The 20,215-nt window shown below is 67.6% G+C and carries 23 protein-coding genes; 8 read left to right on the top strand and 15 right to left on the bottom strand.

Translation table 11 applies throughout. The annotated features are described in order from the left end of the window. Nucleotides 1–26 precede the first annotated feature (26 nt). The 7 genes from MRBLMD1_RS09020 to MRBLMD1_RS08990 all read right to left on the bottom strand — a co-directional run bounded on the left by MRBLMD1_RS09020 (nucleotide 27) and on the right by MRBLMD1_RS08990 (nucleotide 7,131). Nucleotides 27–1,421 carry a PfkB family carbohydrate kinase gene (locus MRBLMD1_RS09020; RefSeq protein WP_364398938.1) on the bottom strand — a complete coding sequence of 465 codons (1,395 nt, stop codon included), beginning with the start codon at nucleotides 1,419–1,421 and terminating at the stop codon, nucleotides 27–29. Beyond that, nucleotides 1,418–2,128, bottom strand: a complete 711-nt coding sequence (locus MRBLMD1_RS09015; protein WP_364398936.1) for a D-sedoheptulose-7-phosphate isomerase — start codon at nucleotides 2,126–2,128, stop codon at nucleotides 1,418–1,420. Before MRBLMD1_RS09015 ends, MRBLMD1_RS09020 begins: the two co-directional genes overlap by 4 nt. Further along, nucleotides 2,125–3,390, bottom strand: a complete 1,266-nt coding sequence (locus tag MRBLMD1_RS09010; protein WP_364398934.1) for a glycosyltransferase — start codon at nucleotides 3,388–3,390, stop codon at nucleotides 2,125–2,127. The genes MRBLMD1_RS09015 and MRBLMD1_RS09010 overlap by 4 nt, the downstream gene beginning before the upstream one ends. Continuing rightward, nucleotides 3,387–4,421 carry a glycosyltransferase gene (locus MRBLMD1_RS09005; protein ID WP_364398932.1) on the bottom strand — a complete coding sequence of 345 codons (1,035 nt, stop codon included), beginning with the start codon at nucleotides 4,419–4,421 and terminating at the stop codon, nucleotides 3,387–3,389. The genes MRBLMD1_RS09010 and MRBLMD1_RS09005 overlap by 4 nt, the downstream gene beginning before the upstream one ends. Further along, nucleotides 4,418–5,506, bottom strand: a complete 1,089-nt coding sequence (locus MRBLMD1_RS09000; protein WP_159633790.1) for a glycosyltransferase family 9 protein — start codon at nucleotides 5,504–5,506, stop codon at nucleotides 4,418–4,420. Before MRBLMD1_RS09000 ends, MRBLMD1_RS09005 begins: the two co-directional genes overlap by 4 nt. Beyond that, the gene (locus MRBLMD1_RS08995) at nucleotides 5,506–6,042 is read right to left on the bottom strand and encodes a D-glycero-alpha-D-manno-heptose-1,7-bisphosphate 7-phosphatase (RefSeq protein WP_224024588.1); all 537 of its coding nucleotides are present in this window, start codon (nucleotides 6,040–6,042) and stop codon (nucleotides 5,506–5,508) included. Before MRBLMD1_RS08995 ends, MRBLMD1_RS09000 begins: the two co-directional genes overlap by 1 nt. Before the next feature lie 129 nt (nucleotides 6,043–6,171). Next, a complete protein-coding gene (locus MRBLMD1_RS08990) occupies nucleotides 6,172–7,131 on the bottom strand; it encodes a sigma-70 family RNA polymerase sigma factor (protein WP_364398929.1) in 960 nt (319 codons plus the stop codon). A gap of 146 nt (nucleotides 7,132–7,277) precedes the next feature. Between MRBLMD1_RS08990 and MRBLMD1_RS08985 the strand changes: the two genes are divergently transcribed. Then, nucleotides 7,278–8,318, top strand: coding sequence for an NAD-dependent epimerase/dehydratase family protein (locus MRBLMD1_RS08985; protein ID WP_364398927.1), 1,041 nt, complete (start codon nucleotides 7,278–7,280; stop codon nucleotides 8,316–8,318). A gap of 108 nt (nucleotides 8,319–8,426) precedes the next feature. Here MRBLMD1_RS08985 and MRBLMD1_RS08980 read toward each other — a convergent pair whose 3' ends face one another. Next, nucleotides 8,427–9,266 (bottom strand): hypothetical protein, encoded by an 840-nt coding sequence (locus tag MRBLMD1_RS08980; protein ID WP_364398925.1) that lies wholly within the window; start codon nucleotides 9,264–9,266, stop codon nucleotides 8,427–8,429. A gap of 185 nt (nucleotides 9,267–9,451) precedes the next feature. On the opposite strand from MRBLMD1_RS08980, the gene MRBLMD1_RS08975 reads away from it, so the two are divergent. From MRBLMD1_RS08975 to MRBLMD1_RS08955, 5 genes are all read left to right on the top strand, one after another. Then, nucleotides 9,452–10,420, top strand: coding sequence for a hypothetical protein (locus MRBLMD1_RS08975; protein WP_364398923.1), 969 nt, complete (start codon nucleotides 9,452–9,454; stop codon nucleotides 10,418–10,420). After that, the gene (locus tag MRBLMD1_RS08970) at nucleotides 10,420–10,851 is read left to right on the top strand and encodes a phage holin family protein (RefSeq protein ID WP_224023990.1); all 432 of its coding nucleotides are present in this window, start codon (nucleotides 10,420–10,422) and stop codon (nucleotides 10,849–10,851) included. The genes MRBLMD1_RS08975 and MRBLMD1_RS08970 overlap by 1 nt, the downstream gene beginning before the upstream one ends. Beyond that, nucleotides 10,848–11,510: a DUF3618 domain-containing protein gene (locus tag MRBLMD1_RS08965; protein ID WP_364398921.1), complete on the top strand. Its 663-nt coding sequence runs from the start codon at nucleotides 10,848–10,850 to the stop codon at nucleotides 11,508–11,510. Before MRBLMD1_RS08970 ends, MRBLMD1_RS08965 begins: the two co-directional genes overlap by 4 nt. Nucleotides 11,511–11,613: 103 nt before the next feature. Continuing rightward, nucleotides 11,614–12,843: a YihY/virulence factor BrkB family protein gene (locus MRBLMD1_RS08960; RefSeq protein ID WP_275182358.1), complete on the top strand. Its 1,230-nt coding sequence runs from the start codon at nucleotides 11,614–11,616 to the stop codon at nucleotides 12,841–12,843. 384 nt (nucleotides 12,844–13,227) lie between these two features. Continuing rightward, nucleotides 13,228–13,485 (top strand): hypothetical protein, encoded by a 258-nt coding sequence (locus MRBLMD1_RS08955; protein ID WP_159630312.1) that lies wholly within the window; start codon nucleotides 13,228–13,230, stop codon nucleotides 13,483–13,485. Nucleotides 13,486–13,702: 217 nt separating this feature from the next. Here MRBLMD1_RS08955 and MRBLMD1_RS08950 read toward each other — a convergent pair whose 3' ends face one another. The 5 genes from MRBLMD1_RS08950 to MRBLMD1_RS08930 form a co-directional block, all read right to left on the bottom strand. After that, nucleotides 13,703–14,494, bottom strand: coding sequence for a glycosyltransferase (locus MRBLMD1_RS08950; RefSeq protein WP_364398918.1), 792 nt, complete (start codon nucleotides 14,492–14,494; stop codon nucleotides 13,703–13,705). Further along, nucleotides 14,491–15,870 carry a bifunctional PIG-L family deacetylase/class I SAM-dependent methyltransferase gene (locus MRBLMD1_RS08945; RefSeq protein WP_364398916.1) on the bottom strand — a complete coding sequence of 460 codons (1,380 nt, stop codon included), beginning with the start codon at nucleotides 15,868–15,870 and terminating at the stop codon, nucleotides 14,491–14,493. The genes MRBLMD1_RS08950 and MRBLMD1_RS08945 overlap by 4 nt, the downstream gene beginning before the upstream one ends. Continuing rightward, nucleotides 15,864–16,931 (bottom strand): hypothetical protein, encoded by a 1,068-nt coding sequence (locus MRBLMD1_RS08940; RefSeq protein WP_414703676.1) that lies wholly within the window; start codon nucleotides 16,929–16,931, stop codon nucleotides 15,864–15,866. The genes MRBLMD1_RS08945 and MRBLMD1_RS08940 overlap by 7 nt, the downstream gene beginning before the upstream one ends. A 72-nt stretch (nucleotides 16,932–17,003) precedes the next feature. Then, a complete protein-coding gene (locus MRBLMD1_RS08935; protein WP_275182363.1) occupies nucleotides 17,004–17,696 on the bottom strand; it encodes an O-methyltransferase in 693 nt (230 codons plus the stop codon). Between the two features lie 61 nt (nucleotides 17,697–17,757). Then, nucleotides 17,758–18,081: a thiamine-binding protein gene (locus tag MRBLMD1_RS08930; RefSeq protein WP_159630320.1), complete on the bottom strand. Its 324-nt coding sequence runs from the start codon at nucleotides 18,079–18,081 to the stop codon at nucleotides 17,758–17,760. A gap of 123 nt (nucleotides 18,082–18,204) precedes the next feature. Between MRBLMD1_RS08930 and MRBLMD1_RS08925 the strand changes: the two genes are divergently transcribed. After that, on the top strand, nucleotides 18,205–18,861 hold the full coding sequence (locus MRBLMD1_RS08925; protein WP_224024568.1) for a TetR/AcrR family transcriptional regulator: 657 nt from the start codon (nucleotides 18,205–18,207) through the stop codon (nucleotides 18,859–18,861). A gap of 210 nt (nucleotides 18,862–19,071) precedes the next feature. Further along, a complete protein-coding gene (locus MRBLMD1_RS08920; RefSeq protein ID WP_224024566.1) occupies nucleotides 19,072–19,296 on the top strand; it encodes a hypothetical protein in 225 nt (74 codons plus the stop codon). 128 nt (nucleotides 19,297–19,424) lie between these two features. Here MRBLMD1_RS08920 and MRBLMD1_RS08915 read toward each other — a convergent pair whose 3' ends face one another. Next, nucleotides 19,425–19,841 (bottom strand): hypothetical protein, encoded by a 417-nt coding sequence (locus MRBLMD1_RS08915; protein ID WP_364398910.1) that lies wholly within the window; start codon nucleotides 19,839–19,841, stop codon nucleotides 19,425–19,427. Between the two features lie 83 nt (nucleotides 19,842–19,924). After that, nucleotides 19,925–20,182, bottom strand: coding sequence for a hypothetical protein (locus tag MRBLMD1_RS08910; protein WP_364398908.1), 258 nt, complete (start codon nucleotides 20,180–20,182; stop codon nucleotides 19,925–19,927). Nucleotides 20,183–20,215 lie beyond the last annotated feature (33 nt).

Below are 20,215 nucleotides of genomic sequence, written 5' to 3'. Positions count from 1 at the left end.
GAAAACAAGACAATGCGAAGAGAAGTTCAGCTGACCTTGGCGAGTGCGTCCGCCAGGCCTGTGGTGGAGCGGGCGGGGTGGAAGGGAACGGTGAGGCAGCGGCCGCCCCACCTTTCCACCAGGTCGGCCTCGGGCAGGCGGGCTCCCTTGTAGTCGCCGCCCTTGACCCAGATGTCGGGGCGGAGCCGGTCCAGGGCGGCTTCGGGGGTGTCCTCGTCGAAGACCATCACCGCGTCCACGCATTCCATCGCCAGGAGCAGTTCGGCCCTGTCGTGCTGGCCGATGATGGGCCGCTGCGGGCCCTTGAGCCGCCGCACCGAATCATCCGAGTTGAGGCACACGATGAGGCAGTCCCCCAGTTCCCTGGCGGCGGCGAGGGACCTGATGTGGCCGGCGTGGATCAGGTCGAAGCAGCCGCCGGTGGCCACTACCTTCCCACCGTTTTCGCGCACGGAGCGGGCCAGCAGCAGCGGTTCGGTGGTGCGCCGGCCGCGGCCCGGTGCACCACGTTGGTGGTCCGGGTCCGCATCCTGCCCCTGGGTATCGGGCAGCGCCGACACGCCTCCGGCCGCCAGGAAGTCGGCGGCATCGTGGACGGCGAGGGCCGCCGCTTCGGGCAGCCCTCGGCCGGCCAGGAGGTGCACTGCCAGGCCGGCCGCCAGGCGGTCGCCGGCTCCGCAGGGGTCCCCGGCTTCCACCCTTGGGGCGGGAACGGCGCGGGAAGAGGCATCCCCCTGCTGCAGCAGGATCGCCCCTTCCTCGCCCTTGGTCACCAGGACGGCCTGGCTGCGCCACCGCTCCAGCAGGACCTGCGCAACACCCTCCACCGAGGTGGGGACGTTGCCGGCGGCCTGGACCGCCTTGGTCGCTTCGGAAATGTTCGGTGTCACTACGGCAACCCCCGGTACCGGTTCCGGGCCTGAGGGGTGCGGGTCCCACACGATGGGCACCGAACCGGCCAGGCGGCCCAGCAGCCCGCGCAGCTGCGGGTTGGCCGCCAGTCCCCTGCCATAGTCGGCCACGATGACCATACCGGCTTCTTCCACTGCGCGCAGCATGGCCGGGCTGACGTCGGGGATGGGAGTCCGTTCGCAGCCCTGGTCAAAGCGGACCACCGGATGGGAGCCTGCCCGCACCCGGGTCTTGACCGGCGACGGGTAGCCGCTGGTTCCTGCCACGAGCTGCACTCCAGCGAGTTGCGTGCGCAACTGGCTGCCGGCGTCGTCATCCCCCAGCACTGTCACCAGGGTGACGGGCCAGCCGTCCTGGGCCAGCATGCGCGCCACCAGTCCTGCGCCGCCGGCACGGCGGCGGACGCCGGAAATGTCCACGACGGGGACGGGTGCGTCCGGGCTGAGCCTGGTGGCTTCACCGGAGAGGTCGACGTCGAGCATGACGTCACCCACGACGACGATCCTCATGGCCTGCCCCCGTTTGCCATCCCGGGGAAGGGGGCCGGCGTGTGCCGGGCAACCTCGAGGTCGAAGGCGCGGCAGACGGCGTGCAGGGCGATCAGGTGCCCTTCCTGGGCGTTGGCGTTCAGGGCGTCGATCATGACTGCCTCATCGCAGGCGTCCGCCAACGGGTTGGGACCGGCGCCGGTCAGCGCCCAGGTGGTCATGTTGAGCCGGGCGGCCACGTCCGCGGCCCGCAGCAGGTTGGGGCTCTTCCCACTGGTGGACAGCAGTATCAGCACGTCGCCGGAGCGGCCGTGCGCGCGGATCTGCCGGGCAAAGACGTCGTCGTAGCCGTAGTCATTGGCGATGGCGGTCACAGCTGACGACTCGGCGTGCAGGGAGATGGCGGAGAAGGGGACGCGTTCGCTGTCGAACCGGCCCACCAGTTCCGCGGTCAGGTGCTGCGCCTCGGCGGCAGATCCGCCGTTGCCGGCAGCCAGGAGCCTTTGGCCGCGCAGCAGGCGCTGTGCCAGCTCCACGCCCCAGGCGGCGAGCCGGCCGGACTGGCTGCGCAGCGAGTCCAGCGCCGGAAGCACGTTGTCCAGGTGCAGGCGGACCGCGTCGGCGCTGGCGGGATCAACGAACGTGGCGCCGGGGAGCACCGCAGGCAGTGCCGGGGCTGCGGTCAGGGTGCGCAGGTCTGCTTCGCGCAGGGTTGATTCAGCGGTCACAGTGCGGCTCCTTCCATCGGTACGATTCCGGCTGAAGCGCTGGCCGGCGCCCCGGCCACGGCAAGCTGGTAGGCCTTTTCCGTTTCCGCGGCCACCCGGTCCCAGGAGTAGCGGGTGCGGGCACGCCGCTCTCCGGCCTGGCCCAGCTTTGCCCTGAGGGTGGGGTTTTCCAGGAGCAGCGACAGGGCCGATGCAATGGCTTCGGGATCCCGGGGTGGCACGTGCAGGCCGGTGGCGTGGTCCACCACGGTGTCCCGCAGGCCGCCCACTGCAGCAGCCACCACCGGAACGCCGCACGCCATGGCCTCCAGCGGCACGATGCCGAAGGGCTCGTACCAGGGCGCGCACACCACGGCGTCGGCGCTGCGGAAGATGCCCGGCATTTCGGCCCGCGGCACCTGTCCCTGCAGCGTCACGTGTCCGGATACCCCGAGCTCGGCGGCAAGGTCCAGCAGGCGGCGGATTTCCGGGTCCTTGTGCATCACGGTGGAGTCCCCGCCGCCGCCCACGATCAGGAGTTCGACGTCCTCGAATCCCGCCGCTTTGAGGTACGGGAGCGAGCGGATCACCAGGTCGACGCCCTTGCGCCGCACCAGCCGCCCTACCGACAGGATGCGGTAGCGGCGCTTCCTTGCGGCCACCTGCCCCTCCGGCGAAAAGAAGTTCAGGTCCACGCCGCAGGGCGCGATCGAGATTTTTCCGGTGGCGATGCCCATGGCCTTTAGCTCGAAGACTTCGTCGGAACAGGTGGCGATGATCCGGTCCGCGGAACGTCCCACTCCCGGTTCCAGCCAGCGGCGTTCCTCGGGGCTGGTGTCTTCGGCGCCCTGGTGCCTGCGTTTGACGGTACCCAGGGCGTGGAAGGTCTGGAGCATGGGGACGCGGTATCCGGTCTCGGACCGCCTGGCGGCGTCCAGTGCAGCCAGGCCGGACATCCAGAAGTGGCCGTGAACCACATCCGGCGGCCGCTGCCCCCAGTCCCTGGCCACCCCGTCCGCGAGTTCCCCCATGTAGGGCAGCAGGTCGTCCTTGGGCACGTGGCGGGCGGGCCCGGCGTCAACGTGGACCACCTCGAGGCCGCGTCCTACCCGGACCCGTTCGGGGAGCTCCGTTGCGTCCCTGCGGGTATAGACGGTGACGTGGTGGCCCCGCTTGGCAAGGGCCTCGGACAGCGCGGCCACGTGAACGTTCTGGCCGCCGGCGTCCACCCCGCCCAGTGCCGCCAACGGACTGGCGTGTTCGGAAATCATCGCGATTTTCATGGGGTCTTCCTCTCCCGCGCCGGGACGAGGATCCGCTCGTCCGGCCGCTCGTTGACGGAGTGCCGGGGCCGGCTGCGCAGGTCCGCCAGGAGCTCATCCCAGCGGTCCTGGAACTTGCCCAGGCCATAACGCTCCAGCGCCGCCTCCCGGGCGGCGAGTCCCCGCCGTCGGGCTTCATCCGGATTGGCGACCAGGCGCCCGGCGCACCGGAGCAGCTCATCCATGTCTGCCGAGACCACGCCGGCTTCCTGCGGCACTGCCCTGGGGGCTTCCGTGGCGGCAAGCACCACCACGGGCATTCCCAGGTGCATGGCCTCCAACAGGGACAGCCCCAGCGAGGTCCAGCGCATCGGGTGGACGTAGACCCGGCAGCGCGCAAGCTCGCGGTGCAGGTCCCGCGTTTTGAGGTCGCCGCGGGACGTCAGCCGGGCGTCCCCGATTCCGGTGGCTGCCGCGAGCCCGTCGGTCTTCATGCCGAACACCTGCAGGGGCGCCACGGAGGCAAAGGCGGGCAGGAGGTCCGTCCCTGTGACCCGCCCGCGCCGCACGGGCTCATTGACCACGACGCCCAGCTCGGGCAGCTCGCCCGTATACAGCTGTCCAGGGTCCGGGATCCCGTGCTCGATTACCGTGGTGGGGGCGGCGCCGTTGTCCCACGCCAACCGGTTGAAATGGGTCACGTGGACCACCGGGATCACGGTCTGGTCGGCGAGCGGATGGCTGATGTTTGGGAAGTTGCCTTTGGGCGTGTTGTGTTCCACGAACACGGCCGGCAGGTCGACGCCGGGGATCCGGCCCAGGGCCCGGGCCACTTCGTCGATTTCTTCGGGCCGTTGGAGGACGACGGCGTCCACGGCGTCGCCGTCGAGGGCCGCCAGGTCCACCTCCCGCACTGATTCCGGCCAGTCCCTGCCGGCGCGGCCCAGTCCCCAGGCCCCGCCTTCGGGCAGGACGGGAAGCAGGTATTCGTGACGGCCGCGGACAAAAGCGTCCGTCCAGGAACCGTGGACATGCCAGAGCAGGATTCTCATCTGTTGCGGGCCTTTCTACGGGTGCTGACGTGGGTGCTGAAGGAGCTCACTCCGCTGATCAGGCGTTCCACGGCCGCCACGACTTCCTCGGGCGAGACAGAGTCGAGGCACGGATGGCCGGGAACCGGGCATACCCGGGCGCGGGACATGCGGCAGGGTGCGTTCTGGTCCCCAAGGAGTTCCAGGGGCACGCCGTAGGGCGCCCAGCGGATGGCCGGGACCACGGGTGAAAACAGGCACGCCACGGGTGTGCCCACCGCGGCTGCCAGGTGGGCCGGGCCGGTGTTGCCACTGATGACGGCATCGGCGCCGGCCATGACGCCTGCCATGGTGGCAAGGTCGGTCCGTCCGCCGAGGTCCAGGGCGGAGGGGCCCGCCACCGTGGCCGTCAGCGACGTCTCGCCGGGACCGCCGGTCACCACGACGCGGTAGCCGGCACCCTGGAGGAGCTCGACGGCGGCCGCATGGTGCAGAGGAGGCCACGCCCTGGCAGGAACTGCCGCTCCGGGGTGGACCACGACATAGGGCTCCGTACCCACGAGCGCTGCCACTTCGGTCACGGAGTTGACGCGCAGCTTTCCGTCATCGCCCGGAGGGAGCCGGAAGCCTGCGGCCTCGGCGATGCCCAGCGCCCGTTCCGCTTCGGGCTGGTCTTCGGGAAAGTCCTCCCCCGGTTTCAGGCGCACGTCAAGCAGCGAGCCGGCGTAATCGGTGGAGGCACCGGTGATGCGCTCCACGCCCGCCAGGCGCAGCAACAGGGCCAACGGCAGGGGTGATTGGTGGAAGGAGGTGAGGATAACGGCTTCGGTGATGCGGGAATTTCGGACGTATTCGATCAGCCGGTCCGCGTGCGGGCCGGTCATCCGGGGTGCCGGATTCATGATCCAGGGGCTGTCCCAGCTGTAGACCTCGGCGACGCCGGGAAGCATGGCAGCGGCCGCTTCACCCTGCCGGCCGCACAGCATCACCACATGGTTGGTGCTGCCGCCGTGCTGGGCGCGGCCGTTGGCCACCGCGCGGACCGCGGGGCCGGCCAGAAGGACATCGCCCATGCTGTCCAGCCGGGCCACCAGGACGCGCCCCATCAGGGCGTCTCCTGCAGCAGGCTTACGGCGGACGCCAGATCGGAAGCGACCAGCCGCGCCGCGGCCACCTCCTCGGCACGGGTTACGGGCGTGGGGACCAGGACCCCGATGGCGCCGGCAGCCTCTGCTGCCCCGACGTCGGCACCGATGTCCCCGATGAGGGCTGCCTCCGATTCGTGGATTCCCAGCTTGCGGCAGGCGCTGTGGACCATGCCCGGAGCGGGTTTGCGGCAGGAGCAGCCGTCATGCTCCGCGTGGGGGCAGACCTCCCACACATCGAACGGTCCCAGGAGTTCTTCCACCCGGGCATTGACCTTTGCCACGTCGTCGGCCGTAATCAGGCCGCGGGCAATACCCGACTGGTTGCTGATCACCCCGGTGGCAATTCCGTCCGCCCGCAGGCCGTCAAGCACTGATTTGGCGCCTGCTACGGGCCGTACCTTGCCGGGGTCACCGTTGTAAGGCACATCGATCACCAGGGTCCCGTCCCGGTCGAACAGGACAGCCCGGAGCTTGGACATTTCAGAGCTTCCCATAACCAACCAGTTCCCTCCTGCTGTTGCTCCTAAACAAGGCCGCGGGCTTTCCGGCTGCGGCAGCGGCGTACGAAGACGCAGTTGAGCAGGCAAGATGTAGGGTTTGTGCAGTGCCGCGCAGCAGGGCTGCTACCGGGTCCCGGTACCGCCGTGGCGCCGGTCCACGCGCTTGACGGGAGCGCCGGCATGCCCGGCCCTCCCGGTCCGGTGGAACGGTGCAACGGGGCCGGCCGGGTGGCCTGGCCGTACGGCGCGGCCTGGCGTTCCGTTGCCGGCTGTGGCCTCCGGGCTCCCGGATTGCGTGCTTTCCTCCAGCCTGCGCTGCAGTTCCACCAGCACCTTGGCCAGGCGGCGGGAGACCTGCATCTGCGACATTCCCAGCCGCTTTCCCAACTGCACCTGGGTTTCCTCGCAGAAGTAGCGCCGGTACAGAAGTTCGCGGTCGGAATCGTCCAGGTCCTGCATCGCCTCACGGAGGCAGGCAAGCTCTTCAAGCCGTTCCAGCGGAGTTTCCGGGCATGCCAGCACCTCGCCGATGGAGGGTGCATCCGAGTTCGGGTTCACGGCGTCGAGGGAATCGGGGTGCATGCTGCTGGACGCCGAAATGGCCTCCTGCACCTCTGCCGGGTCACTGTCCAGCTCCCCGGCCAGCTCCGCAACGCTGGGGTTGCGGCCCAGGGATTGGGTCAGCTCCGGCTCCGCCCGGAACAGGCGGGTCCTCAGGTCCTGGATATGGCGTGGCGGGCGGACAACCCAGGTCCGGTCCCGGAGGTACCTCTTGAGTTCGCCGGTGATGGTGGGCGCGGCGTAGGCGGGGAAGCTCTCCCCTTTGGCCTGGTCGAAACCACGCGCCGCCTTCACCAGGCCCAGATAGGCCACCTGGTTCAGGTCAGCCCGCTCCCTGCCACGGGCTTCAAAGCGCGCTGCGAGAGCTTCTGCGAGGTCCAGGTACCTTAGGACCAGGTCGTTTTCGAACGCCTCCCGGAGCCGCCCTGAGGTGGCGGGAGGGGTTTGCTGGGATACGGATACCGGCTGTGGATGGGGGACGGGCGCAGCGTCCACGGCTAGTGCGGCAAAGGATTCGGGCATGAGTGTGGTTTCCCTCGGTCTGGTTCCGAAAGCCTGCGGCAAGACTTAGAAGTAGGAAATCATAAGCTTGCTTATAAAACAATCCTTCTCCGCTATAAGCTCGGAATGTAAACGGCAACCGGACCAACCCGCCTAGGAGTCTCGTCATGCGCATTGCCATCACCGGAGCCAGCGGAAATGCGGGAACAGCACTGCTGCGAAACCTGCAGCGCCAGCTGAAGAGAAAGCCCGGAAGCCTGGAGCTGGTGGGAATCAGCCGCAGGCTTCCCGACACGTCCCGGGAGCCTTACGCCGGCGTGCACTGGCACACCTTGGATGTGGGCCTGGAGCGGGACATTCCCCGGCTGGAGCAGGCGCTGGACGGGGTTGATGCGGTGGTCCACTTGGCGTGGCAGATCCAGCCGAACCGGGACCTGGACATGCTGCACCGGACCAACGTCATGGGAACCAGAAACGTCCTGGATGCCGCAGGCCGGGCGGGAGTCAAGCAGGTTGTCTGCGCCTCTTCGGTGGGCGCCTACAGCAAGTCGGGCAAGGACCAGCGCAGGGACGAGTCGTGGCCGGCGGGAGGAATGGCCGGTTCGCACTACAGCCGGCACAAGGCCGAACAGGAGAAGCTCCTGGACGGCTTCATGGCCGCGAACCCGGGCATCGCCGTCGCGCGGCTGCGGCCGGCTCTCATCTTCCAGGAACACGCGGGGGCTGAAATCGGCAGGTACTTCCTCGGCCGCGTCCTGTCCCGGCTGGTGCCGCCCAAGCCATGGCTGCCGATACTGCCCGTCCCGGACAACCTGGTATTTCAGGCAGTCCATGCCGACGATGTCGCCGAGGCCTATTGGCGGGTGGTGGACCAGCGTGCCAGCGGAGCCTTCAATATCGCCGCCGAGCCGGTCCTGACGCCGCAGGAACTGGGGCGCATCCTTGGCGCCAAGAGGATCCTCCCCATCCCCATGGCGCTGCTCCATGCAGTCGTTGATCTGACGTGGCGCGCCCGGGTGCAACCCACCGATTCGGGGTGGGTGGAGATGGCCGCAGGCGCCCCCATCATGGACACCAGCCGCGCGGAACGCATTTTGGCCTGGGAGCCGAAAGTCTCGTCGATCGATGCCGTCAAGGAACTGCTTGCGGGCATGGGAACGGGGGAAGGAGTCAGCCCTTCCCCCGCTCTGAAGCCGCGCCGCTCCTAAAGCCAACCGCTGGAGGCCGCCACCAAAATGGCGGCGGCCTCCATCTTTCACGGCTGCGCGTCAGATGGCAGCGCGTTCATACGGCTGCGCGTTCACATGCCGGTGCATTCAGATGCCGGTTCGAGGGTCGCCCTCGCCGCGCTCATCCCGGACGCCATGCCCGGCGGCAGCGTCCCTGGCGTCCGCCTGGCGCCTCCGCCCAGCCTCAGCCTCGGCCTCAGGGATCCCGGTTTCGGCACCCGCCGCCGGAGCGTCATGGTGCCCGCCAAGGCCACCACCGGCGTCAGGAGAGTCGTACCGCCCGCGACGGCCGGTGTCCGCGCTCCCAGCACCGGGATAAGCTGCATCCCCGCCCATGTCTGAGCCCATGTCCCGGGCAGGACCCGCGTGGGCCGGACCGCGCCCGTCACGGTTGACCTCACTGCCCTGAAAATGCTGGGCGTCATGTCCTTCGTGGCGCTCGTCCCGGGCGTCATTCAGCACAGGGCGATCCTCCCGGGCATCATTCACTACAGGACGCCCCTGCCCGGCGTCATATCCTTCGCGGCGCTCGTCCCGGGCGTCGTGAACAACGGGGCGCTCCTGCCGCCTGCCATCGGGCCCTACATCGGGATCAAGTTCGTCCGCCTTCCGTGCACGGCTGGCAACGTCACCCCGCAGGGACTGGGCTTCCTGGCTGCGCTTTTCTGCTTCCTGGCGCAGCCGTGCAGCGTCAACCTGCGCCTGCTCGGCGTCCGCGCGCGCCCGGATGGCTTTGGCCTCACGTTCACGGGCGTCAATTTCCATGTTCTCGGCTTCGCGCCGGATCTCGGCGGCCTTTTCCCGGTGCTCCTGGTCCCGCTTCTCCTGCATGGCTTTCCGGCGCCTTCCACCGGCCAGGAGCAGCAGCACGATCAGTACCACCACAACAACGGCAACTATCACCCATACCCATGGGGCTGTATCCACGTTTCCCACCACTTTCCACTTCGTTGTGACCGGGCAGGCCCTCGCCATTCCGGCTGACATTTTTGGAACGGTTATAACTCGCTTAGCAAGGGTACTTACCTTTCATTAGTAATCATGCTTATCATTTTACGGCCAGTATTGCTGGTTCTTGATCAACAACCGGCCTTCTTGGAAAGAGAGCGAAGATGACAGAGAACCAATGGCCCGAGGATCCCGCATACACGGCTCCCCCGGCCAATACAGGAATCCCTGGCGAGCGGGAGCCCGCCACCTTCCCCTCAACCGCTGCTCCCCTTGCCGGCGGCAGCCAGGCTGGTGATGCCTACGGCACGTCCCGCAAAGACGCAGCCAAGGAAGAAGCAGCCGACGTTGCCCGGACCGCAGCGGGATCGGCACAGAATGTAGCCCAGACGGCGAAGGAAGAAGCCGCGAACGTGGCGCATGAGGCCAAGGCCAATGCGCAGGACCTGCTGCACCAGGCAAAGTCCGGCCTCACCAGCCAGGCGGGCACCCAGCAGCAGAAGGCCGCGGAAGGCATCCGCAACATCTCCACCCAGCTGCACAGCATGGCCAGCGCCCCGGACCAGCAGGGCATGGCCGGCGACCTGGTCCGCCAGGCGGCAGAGCGCACTTCCTCGATGGCCACCTGGCTGGAAAACCGGGAGCCGGGTGACCTCCTGAACGAGGTCCAGCGGTTCGCCCGCAACCGGCCTGGAACCTTCCTGCTCCTCGCTGCCGGCGCCGGCGTCCTCGCCGGACGCCTCACCCGCGGCCTCACCGCAGGTCCTCCCGAAACATCCACTGCCGGCACCGGTGCAGCGGGCCTGTCCGGCCGGTACTCCGGCGCCACCTACGGCGACCAGTACAACCAGTCATACCCCGTTGCGGGCGGGACGGTTCCGCCCCCGCCGGTCCAGCTGCCCGCACCGGCCACCACAACGGCCGGATACGACGGCGGCGCACCGGGCAGCAGCTATCCGGAAGCAGCAGGTCCGGCCAGCGGCCTGGACAGCCCGCAGCTCGTGGAGGAGCCCTGGTCAGGAAACCAGCTCTCCGACGACCCGCTGCGCGACCGCGCCCTCGCCGACGATCCCATGGCAAACGATCCCCTCACCCAGGACCGCACCCGGGGCGGCCAGACGGGTGGTCTGTGATGAGTAGCCAGATTCCGGAGCCGCCGCCCAGCGCGGCGCATGTGAAAGCGGACAACGCCTCACTCGGTGACCTCCTCGGGGACGTGACCCGTGACCTGTCCACCCTGATGCGCCAGGAAGTGGAACTGGCCAAAGCCGAACTCAAACAATCCACCTCCCGCGCAGGCAAAGGCGCCGGCATGCTCGCCGGCGCCGGGATCGGCGGCCACTTCGTCCTGCTCTTCCTCTCCCTGGCCCTGATGTGGGCCCTGGGCGCCATCATGGCCCTGGGCTGGGCCGCGCTGATCGTCGCCGTCATCTGGGCCATCATCGCCGCCGTCCTGGCCTCCACCGGCCGCAAGGAACTCAAACAGATCAAGGGCCTGCCCCAAACCGGCGAAACCCTCTCAGAAATTCCCCCAACCCTAAAACCAGGTGAGGTAAACCGATGAGCGACAACCCTGACGTCATCCGCGCAGACATAGAAGCCACCCGGGCACGCCTGGGCACCAACGTGGACGCCGTGGCCGATAAAGTCACCCCGTCCAACATCGTCCACCGCCAAACCGACAAGGTCCGCGACGCCGTGACCGGGGTGAAGGAGAAAATCATGGGAGCAGCAGACACCGCCGGCACCAAAGTCCACAACACCACCGCCACCGGAGCCGGGCACACCACCAACGCCATGCACACCGCAGGAGACAACCTGCACCAGGCAACAGACACCGTCTCCGCGAAACTCTCCGACGCCGGCCAGGCCGTCTCCCACGCCCCCGACCAGGTCAAAGCCAAAACCGCCGGCAACCCCCTGGCCGCCGGCCTCATCGCCTTCGGCGCCGGCATGCTGATCTCCTCCCTGATCCCCGCCAGCGACAAAGAACGCGAAGCCGCGGACCAACTCAAAACCGCAGCCCAGCCCCTGGCAACCCAGGTCACCGACGCCGCCAAAACCATGGCCCAGGACCTCAAGGAACCCGCCCAGGAAGCCATGGAAAACGTCAAGGCCACCGCCACCGACGCCGCCCAAAACGTCAAAACCGAAGGCCAATACGCAGCCACCGACGTCAAAGACCGCGCGACCGACGCCAAAGACACCATCCAAAACACCTGATCAGCCCACCGCGGCACCGTAAGGCATCAGTTTGATTGGCAGGCCGGCACCGCCATCCGCGGGCCGGCCTGTCCGCTTGGCCCCTGATTGAGAGGACTTCCCCATGGCCACTCACGACGATTCCGAGACCAGCACCGCCAAGGCGGGCCAGGCTCCGGATCCAAACGATTCAAGGAAACCTGCCAGCCCGAGGGACCTGGATAAGCCTTCCTGGAAGTACATAACCAAGAAGACGCTCCGGGAGTTCACCAAGGACCAATGCCCTGACCTGGCGGCGGCCCTGACCTATTACGCCGTCCTCTCGCTGTTCCCAGCGTTGCTGGCACTGGTTTCGCTCCTTGGCCTTTTTGGGGATCCGCAGAAGACCACCAACGCCCTGCTGGAAATCGTGCGCGGCTTCGCCCCGGCGGAGACCGTCAACACCATCAGCGGACCGGTAGCTGAACTGACCAGCGCCCCGGCGGCCGGGTTCACCCTGGTGATCGGGCTTGTAACCGCCCTGTGGTCGGCGTCCGGATACGTCGGAGCCTTCGGCCGGGCCATGAACCGGGTTTATGAGGTGGACGAGGGACGCGCGTTCGTGAAGCTTCGCGGCACCATGCTTGGCGTCACGCTACTGGCCGTGGTTATCGTGGCTCTGCTGGCCGGCATGCTGGTCCTCAGTGGCCCGGTTTCGGAGGCAGTGGGCGGGCTGATCGGCCTCAGCGGGCCTTTCCTCATGGTCTGGAACATTGCCAAATGGCCGGTCATGATCGCGCTGATCATCGCCATCATTGCAGTGCTGTACTACGCCACCCCCAACGTCAAGCAGCCCAAATTCCGGTGGATGAGCATGGGGTCCGGGATTGCCCTGTTTGTCTTCCTGATCGCTTCGCTGGGCTTCGGCTTCTACGTCGGCAACTTCGGCAACTACAACAAGACCTACGGTGCACTGGGCAGCGTGATCATCATGCTGCTGTGGCTGTGGATCCTGAACATGTCCCTTCTTTTCGGCGCTGAATTCGACGCCGAGGTGGAGCGCGGCCGCGAACTCCAGGCCGGTATCAAGGCAGAGGAAACCATCCAGCTGCCGCCGCGGGATACCAAGAAAAGCGAGAAGCTGCAGAAGCAGATCGAAGAGGACATCAAGCACGGCCGTGAACTTCGGGAGCAGTATGCCTCGGAGAACGGGCAGGATGATTCCGGCGATAACCCCGACGGGCAAGGTGCCGGGAATGAACAGAACGAAGTGAGGCCAGGCGAGCGGCACCGCGACAGGGTCCGCGAGAAGGTGCAGCACCGGGCCGGCAACGGGGAGCCCGACGGCGGCGCCCGGCCAGGCGGGAACGCTTAGGCAGGCAGGCCCAGCCGCTGCCCAGGGGGACTAGGCAGGACCTTCGAGATGGAGGAAAATTCATCTTGAAGGTCCTGTTTGGTTTTCCCGGGATGAAGTAACTCCGGGGTAATACGGGGTCGGCGGTGAGATGGCCTCTTCTGAGACCGAGGCCAGTCCCCCCAGTCGCCGTCGGCCCCCTCAAACCCGTCCGGAAGCCTCCCACCGCTGTTCGCCGCGCAACTGTACAGGGTGTGCCCCGCCACGGTGCAACCCGGCCGGGTCCAACTGGACAAGCACACAGAACTGCAATAATTTCTTGATTACCTCGCCGGGATCCCCTGGAAACCGGGCAAGGCCGCTGAAGCAGACGGCGGAATCAGTGTCGACCCTTAATGAGCGGACATGCCTGCTACCCATTTTGAACAGTTTCTTGCCGAAGCAGTTGTCGCGGACAGGGAGCCCGGGCTGGGCCTCAGGCGCGACGAGCTCTACGGCCTTTACACAAGTTGGTGCCTCCTGCACAAGGCAGAACTCCAGCCGCCGGAAGCTCTTTGGGAGGCCCTGCACGATGCCGGAATCAACCCGGACAGCAATAACCTCTCCATGACCGGACCAGCTGCGGCGGACTACATCGTTGCCAGCGCTCCGGACCTGGTCTGACACGAAGCGGAAGCGCCGGCTGAAGCCTGCGCCCGGGAAGGTCACTGACGCAGTCACGCGAGATTAAGTCCCGGAACGAAGGGCTGTTGCCGTACGGCAGCAGCCCTTTTCCATGCCGGGGCAGCTCTTGGGTCAGATGCCGCTGCTAAGACTCCGCCCGACCCTATGGCTGCGCAGTGCCCCATGGCTCCGCCCCGCCCTACGGCTGCGCAGTGCCCTATGGCTGCGCCAGGGCCAGGAGGTACGCGGCGAACCCGTGCGGCGCCCGGCCCACCGTCCGTCCTGACGTAAGGACCCGTGTGGTGTCGGTGGCAACGATGCCCGCGCCGCTGCTTCGAAGCCTGCGGACCAGCGCCTGGTCTTCATCGAAATCGACGCCGGGGAAGCCCCCTGCAGCGAGGTAGGAAGAGGCACGGACTCCAAGGTTGGCACCGTACACATGGGTGTGGTCCTCGGTGCCGGCGTGCCGCGCATGCCAGCGGGCCAACAGATCGTGGTGCATTCCATGGGGGTCCGGCTGCACGGTGCCAAGGACAACATCGAAACCGAGTTCAGCGAGTTCCAGTTGCCGCACCAGCCAGTGTGACGGCACGCAGGAATCGGCATCCGTGTTGGCCAGCCAGGTCTCCTGCGGGGAATGCCCCGCCGCCCGGCCATCCTGGGTGCACCTGCTTGAGTTCTCCAGTGCGGCCCTGACGCCGGCCTGCCGGCTTCTTCCCACGCTCCCGAAGCTGACGGGAAGCAGCAGGTACCGCGGATCCCCGGCCGCCACCCGCGCGGCAACCGCTGGCGACCGGTCGGTACAGCCGTCCAGGACAACCACCACTTGCACGGCAACATCCGGCAGTTCCGCTTCGACCCGGTCTGCCGCGCAGCTGACCGCAGTGAGCGCCCGTTCCAGGTGCTGCTCCTCGTTGTGGGCCGGAATGACCACCGCAACGTGCTGGATGCCGTTGGCGGCTTGGACAGGCGGGCTTGATGCATCGTCCCCCGGACCGGCCGGCATCATCCCGCCGCCCCGCCGCCCGGAGCGACCAGGACTTCCAGCACGAAGTCGCGTTCCTGGTAAAGCCCGGCCGTCCGCCATCCCAGCCTTTCCCGGGCCAGCGTGTGGACGGTGTCCCCATCCAGCTCCCAACCGGTGATGGGATGCCGCCAGTGGCACAGGAGAAGCGTTCCGCCGGGTTCCAGGGTGGCCTCCACCCGGTCCCACAGCTGGGCCAGCTCTTCAGGGGCCAGGTAGTAACCCACTTCGGAAACCACCACCAGGTCAAATACTCCTCCGGGCCAGGAGCCGGGAAGGACCCGCTGTTCCACCTGCACCCCGGGTGTGCCTTCCAACCGTTGGCTGGCCCGGCGCACTGCGGTCCCGCTGGCGTCCACCGCCAGCAGGGTCCGGCACCGGGTGGCCAGTTCAGCCGTCAAGGTCCCGATGGAACAGCCCACTTCCAGGCCGCGTTCATAGGATTCCGCCGGCAGGGCTGCAAGGGTGAGCGCGCGTTTGCGCCGCTCGTACCAGCTTGTGCCGTAGTTCCAGGGATCCTCCGTACCGTCATGGACGCCGTCGAAGACCAGTTCGGCGTCGCTGCTGGAATGCGCCCGTCCGGACGAAGTGGGCGCGGGCGTCCAGGCGAAGACCTCGTAGCCACGCGAGAAGTGCTCCAGGAAGGTCCCGCTGAGCAACGTTTCATCCCCGGGAAGAGGTGAGAGTGGCTGCACCTGGGTTGCGTGCTCCTCCATGGCACGCTTCTTGGCCGTGCGGGCGGGATCGTCCAGATGGAAGCGGACCCATTGCCGCCAGTCCCGGTCCCGGGGCGTGGCCCAGTGCCAAAACCAGATGGGATACTCCAGGAGCGCGTGGCCGTCGCGCCGGGCCACTTCTGCCGCGGCCGCGCCAAGGGCATCGTGGTCGCCGTGGCCGTCGGCCCGGTACGGTGCCACCAGGACCAGTCGGTCCGGGGCGCCGGCCAGCCGCTGTGCAGCGTCCCGGACAGCAGTGGCGATCGCTTCGGCATGGCCGCCCAGTCCACGGTCCGGCAAGCCGAGGAACGTCCAGCGGTCCGCCAGGCCCAGGGCGGCCAGGGCCGCGGAAAACTCGGCAAGCCGGACGGCGGCCAGCTGTCCGGGAGTGGTGGTGGGCGAATCCGGGTGCGACCCCTCCCCCGCGGTGCACAGCAGGACTTCCACCTCGGCTCCCAGGGCTACGAGCGAGGCCATGAGCCCCCCGGCGCCGAGCGTTTCATCATCAGGATGGGCTGCCACGACCACGAAGCGCATGCCCGCCAGCTCAGCCGCGTCGAGTGGCAGTTCGGGTACAGCAGCCAGTCCGCTCCGGGCCCAGGCTTCCTCGGCGGTCCCCTGGTCTGCGTGGGAAAAGGTCACCACGGGCAGTCCCCCTTGAGTGCCAGCCGGCCGAGTTGGGCATCATCACGTGCGCCATGATGCTGCCGGACATACAGCGCCAGGTCCGCCATCCTTTTGGCATACGGTTCATCAAAGGCGAGTGGCCCCGGCCCCCGGTGGGAGCCCACGAGGTGAAGGACACGTTCGACGGCGGCCGCAGCGGTTCCGCGCACGCGCTGGGCCTCGCTCCAGGTGCTTTGGCTCCCGTCGGCGCCGAGGGTGCCGTCGTCGATGCGGGCTGCCGTCCCGGCCAGGTACTGCAGGGCGGCGGCGATGGTCCGGTCCACCTCGCCCAATGCCGCGAGCGCCAGCTGGTCCGGCTCCCGCCCATTATCCGCACCTGCCAGCAGGCCGGCACGGAAATCCCGTGCCACCCCCACTGCTCCGCCCAGCCAGCAGGCGGCGACGCCCATCCCGCCCCAGGCGAAACCGGGCCGGCTGTGGTACCAGCCGGTGTCGCCAACCGGCGTCGCCGGGACCTGGTCGAAGCGCACGCTACCGCTGGGGATCTCCCGCAGGCCGCGCGCAATCCAGTCTGGCTCCTCACATGCCACGCCCGGGTGGCGAAGGCTGACGGCAAAAGCCGCCCGGCCGCCGTCGTCCGTGTGCGCGGTGATGACGGCGCAGTCCAGCCGGCCGGCAAGTGAACACCAAGGCTTGATTCCGTTGAGCACAATGCCGGTGCTTCCGGAGCGCGCCTCAAGCCTGGCGTTGGGTGCCTCTGCAGCGAACACGCCCCACGCTGCTTCCGCGGCACCATCCGGCCTGGGATGAACGGCCGGAAAGGCCTGGCCGGCCTGGGCAAGGATGGCGACGGCGTCGAGGTGCGGCTCAAGCACCCGGGCCGCGGCAACGTCAGTGGCAGCCACGGAGGCCAGGAGCTCCCACAACACGGCGGTGCGTCCTTCACCGGGCCGCGGCCACGTCCGTCCGGCCTCGACGGCCAGGGCCAGCAGGGCCGGCACATCACCTACGGCACCGGCGAACGACTCCAAGAGGGAACCCCACGGGGAGAGCCCAGCGGGGGCGGAACTGAGGAGCACAGCAGTAAGTGGCGCTTGCAAATACGTCCTCCAGGAGAGATGTCCGGCGGGCACCGGACGCATCTCCACAGCTTACTTACTGTTTTGCGGGAGAATGCGCGCCAGGGCGAACCCGTCCCAGCCTTTCGAGCCGACGGTCTGGATCACGGTGGCGTCCAGCCGGGGGTGGTTGCCCAGCAGCTTGAGTGCATCGATGATCCCCGGCGCGTTGACGGGGTCGATGTCCGGGTCCAGCACCGCGCCTTCCCAGATGGTGTTGTCCAGGACCACCGCGGCGCCGGGGCGGCCAAGCCTGACGGCCCAGTCCAGGTAGCGGCTGTTGTTCTGCTTGTCGGCGTCGATGAAGATGAAGTCGAACGGCTCCCGTTCCTCTTCCTCGAGGGCCGCCAGGGTCTCCAGCGCCGGGCCCAGCCGGATCTCCACCCTTTCCCCCAGGCCGGCCGCATCAATATTGGCCCACGCCACTTCTGCGTGCTGGGGCAGGTACTCGCAGGTGACCAGGGTGCCGTTAGGGGGCAGCCCCCGGCCCATCCAAATGGTGCTGTATCCCGCGAGCGTCCCGATCTCCAGGATGCGCCGGGCACCGGACAGCTGGACCAGGAGCTTCAGGAGCTTCCCTGCGTTAGGCGCCACCTCGATGGCGGGCATGCCGGCCTCCGCCGCGGCGTGGATGGCCTGCTGGACGGCGCTGTCCGGATGCACTACGGCAGCGGACAGGAACTCCTCGGTGGCAATCCATTCCGGCCGCGGCTTGTGCTCGAACATTGCCACATTTTGGCACGCGGCGTGCCGGGGGTCCAGACAATGCGGCCCCCTTGTGAGACGCTTAGGGCTCCTGCACCAGTGCATTCTCCAGGCGGTCGACCTTCGCGGTCAGCTCGCCGCTGTAGCCGGGCCTGATGTCTGCTTTGATCACCAGCGAAACACGGCTGCCGTAGCGCCCCACGGCCTCGGTGGCGCGCTTGACGACGTCGAACACCTCGTCCCACTCGCCTTCAATGGTGGTGAACATGGAATCCGTCTGGTTGGGCAGCCCGGACTCCCTGACGATCTTGACTGCGGCTGCAACGGCGTCGTGCACCGACGCATCGTTGGGCCGTGAACCTTCGCTGGGAACGCCTGACGGCGCGACAGAAAATGCAAGCAACATGCTCCCCAGTCTCCCACGCAGCTCCGGACAGCGGCGCAGGTGACGGCAGCGGGCCGCCGTCACATAAGCGCCTACCCCGCAGTAACCGTGTTGGCCGGAAGCTCCGTTGCTACCCTTTTGGGCATGAGCCTCGCAGTCGCCCGAAAGCCCCTCCGTGCCGACGCAGCGCGGAACGTGGACAAGATCATCACGGCTGCACGCCAATGCTTCCGGGAGTTCGGCCCGGAAGTACCGCTCCAGACCATCGCAACCACCGCCGGCGTGGGCCCGGCAACCCTCTTCCGCAACTTCGCGGACAAGGAAGAACTGGTGCTTGCCGCGCTCAACCGGCAGCTCCGGCTCACGGTTGACCCCGTCATGGACGGCGCCCTTGCCGATATCGATGCCGCCGCAGGCCTGCTGCGCGTTCTCGAAGCCCTGATGGGGGCCGCGAGCGACGACGCCAACCTGCTGTGTGCGGTGGCGGGCCGGCGCGAACTCCTCACCGGAATCACCGGTTCCCTGATGGAATCCATGAGCATCCTGCTGGCGCGCGGCCAAGGCCAGGGAAGCCTGCGCACTGACATTTCCATGACGGACATGTTCCGGCTGCTGGCCATGCTGATCGGTGTGGTGGACACCATGGAACCCGGTTCTGATGCGTGGCGCCGCCCGCTGGCGCTGGTGGAGGATGCCATCCGCACGGTCCGCCCGTCGCGCCCGCTCCCCGTGTTCGTTCCCGTGCCGCCCGCGCCCGGCAACACCACGGTAAACGTCCAGCCCGGAACGCTGCCGGAGTAAGCCGTGCGGCGGCCTGCTGCCGGAATTCGTTGACGGTAGTTCTATGGCGGCAATTTCCTGGTGGCAGATGCGTTGTGGGCCAACTCCATTGTTACCAGTAAGTACGTGCAATACACTCTGAATTGGGGTTAGGCAGTCAGCCTCGGCACTTCCACGTTGGAGCAACCCCATGCACTTCGCGCCTGTCCCGCACACAACGGCCGCACTGCAATGAACCACTCAAAGCTTCTCCACTACCTGACCGATCCCCGCGGGCCGGAGGAAGTCCTGCCTGCACTGACCGCCGGCGAGCTGGTCGAACTGCTTGACGCCCTGTACCAGAACCTGGATACCCCCGAACCGGAGTTTGGCGCGCAGGCCTGGTACGAGATGGGCGTCGAGGAAACGTACCGGAGGTCCGTCTCACCTGACGGCGCGGCCCACGGCGTAGCCTAAACCACCGCTTGTTCAGCTCCTGGCTGCCGGTCAATGCCGACCGGCAGCCAGGGGTCGTCCGGCCGGCCGAAAGTCAGCGCTGGCCGCGGCAGGCGGGGGGCCCAGCCGGCTAAGGACTCCACTGCTGATCAGGCCTTGTCTGCGCCCTTTTCGCCGGTGCCGCTGTCCTGCTCCCGGCCGGACTGTTCCCGGCCGGGCTTTTCCTGGTCTGGCGTCTCATGACCGGACGGCTCATGGGCGAGGTGCTCATGTCCGGCGTGTCCCACGTAGCCATGTCCGGGATGTTCATGGAATTCGTTGGGAACGTGGTCCTTCGCTTCCATCAGGTGCTGTTGGAGTTTTTCTTCCGCGTCCCGGCGCCTTCTGGCGGTGTCGCGCAGCTCGCGGGTTGACTCCGAACCTCGCGGGTCAAGATAGGCGGCCCGCGGCTTTGCGGACTGTTCCGCGGCCGGCACCCCGGTGCCGTGTTCTCCCTTGGCGTCCTTGCCGGTCTCATCGGTGCCGTGGCCGTCCTGCGGCTCAACAGGCCGTGACTCGTCGTCCATCTCGATTCCTCCTTTGGTGGCCGCCTGGGTGTGGGCTGCCTCTCTTCCAGTCCATCACAGATGGCACCCGGAATGGTGGGCCGCTACGCGCTGCCTGTGTCCGCCCGCTTGCGGATCTCCCGGCGCACCAGGGCCTGAAGGGCGGGCACGGACGACGACGGATCCAGGTCGAATGCCTCCCGAAGTCTTTGGGAGAGAAGTTCCAGGTCCTCTTCCGGGACGTCCGAAAGTCCGGAAAAGCGCTTGAAGAAGCGTTTGGCAGGAAGGCCCGCCCGGCGTCGGGCGTTCTTATGGCGAAGCCTGCCCGCTAAGCCGCCCGCAGGGTGCAGCTGATTTTCCATGGGTGCCGTTCAATAGGAAATTCCATGGCCAAC

The sequence above is a fragment of the Pseudarthrobacter sp. LMD1-1-1.1 genome, from assembly GCF_040676255.1.
Taxonomy (GTDB): domain Bacteria; phylum Actinomycetota; class Actinomycetes; order Actinomycetales; family Micrococcaceae; genus Arthrobacter.
Note: the sequence above shows the minus strand (reverse complement) of the source record. Positions and strands in the feature narration are given on the sequence as shown.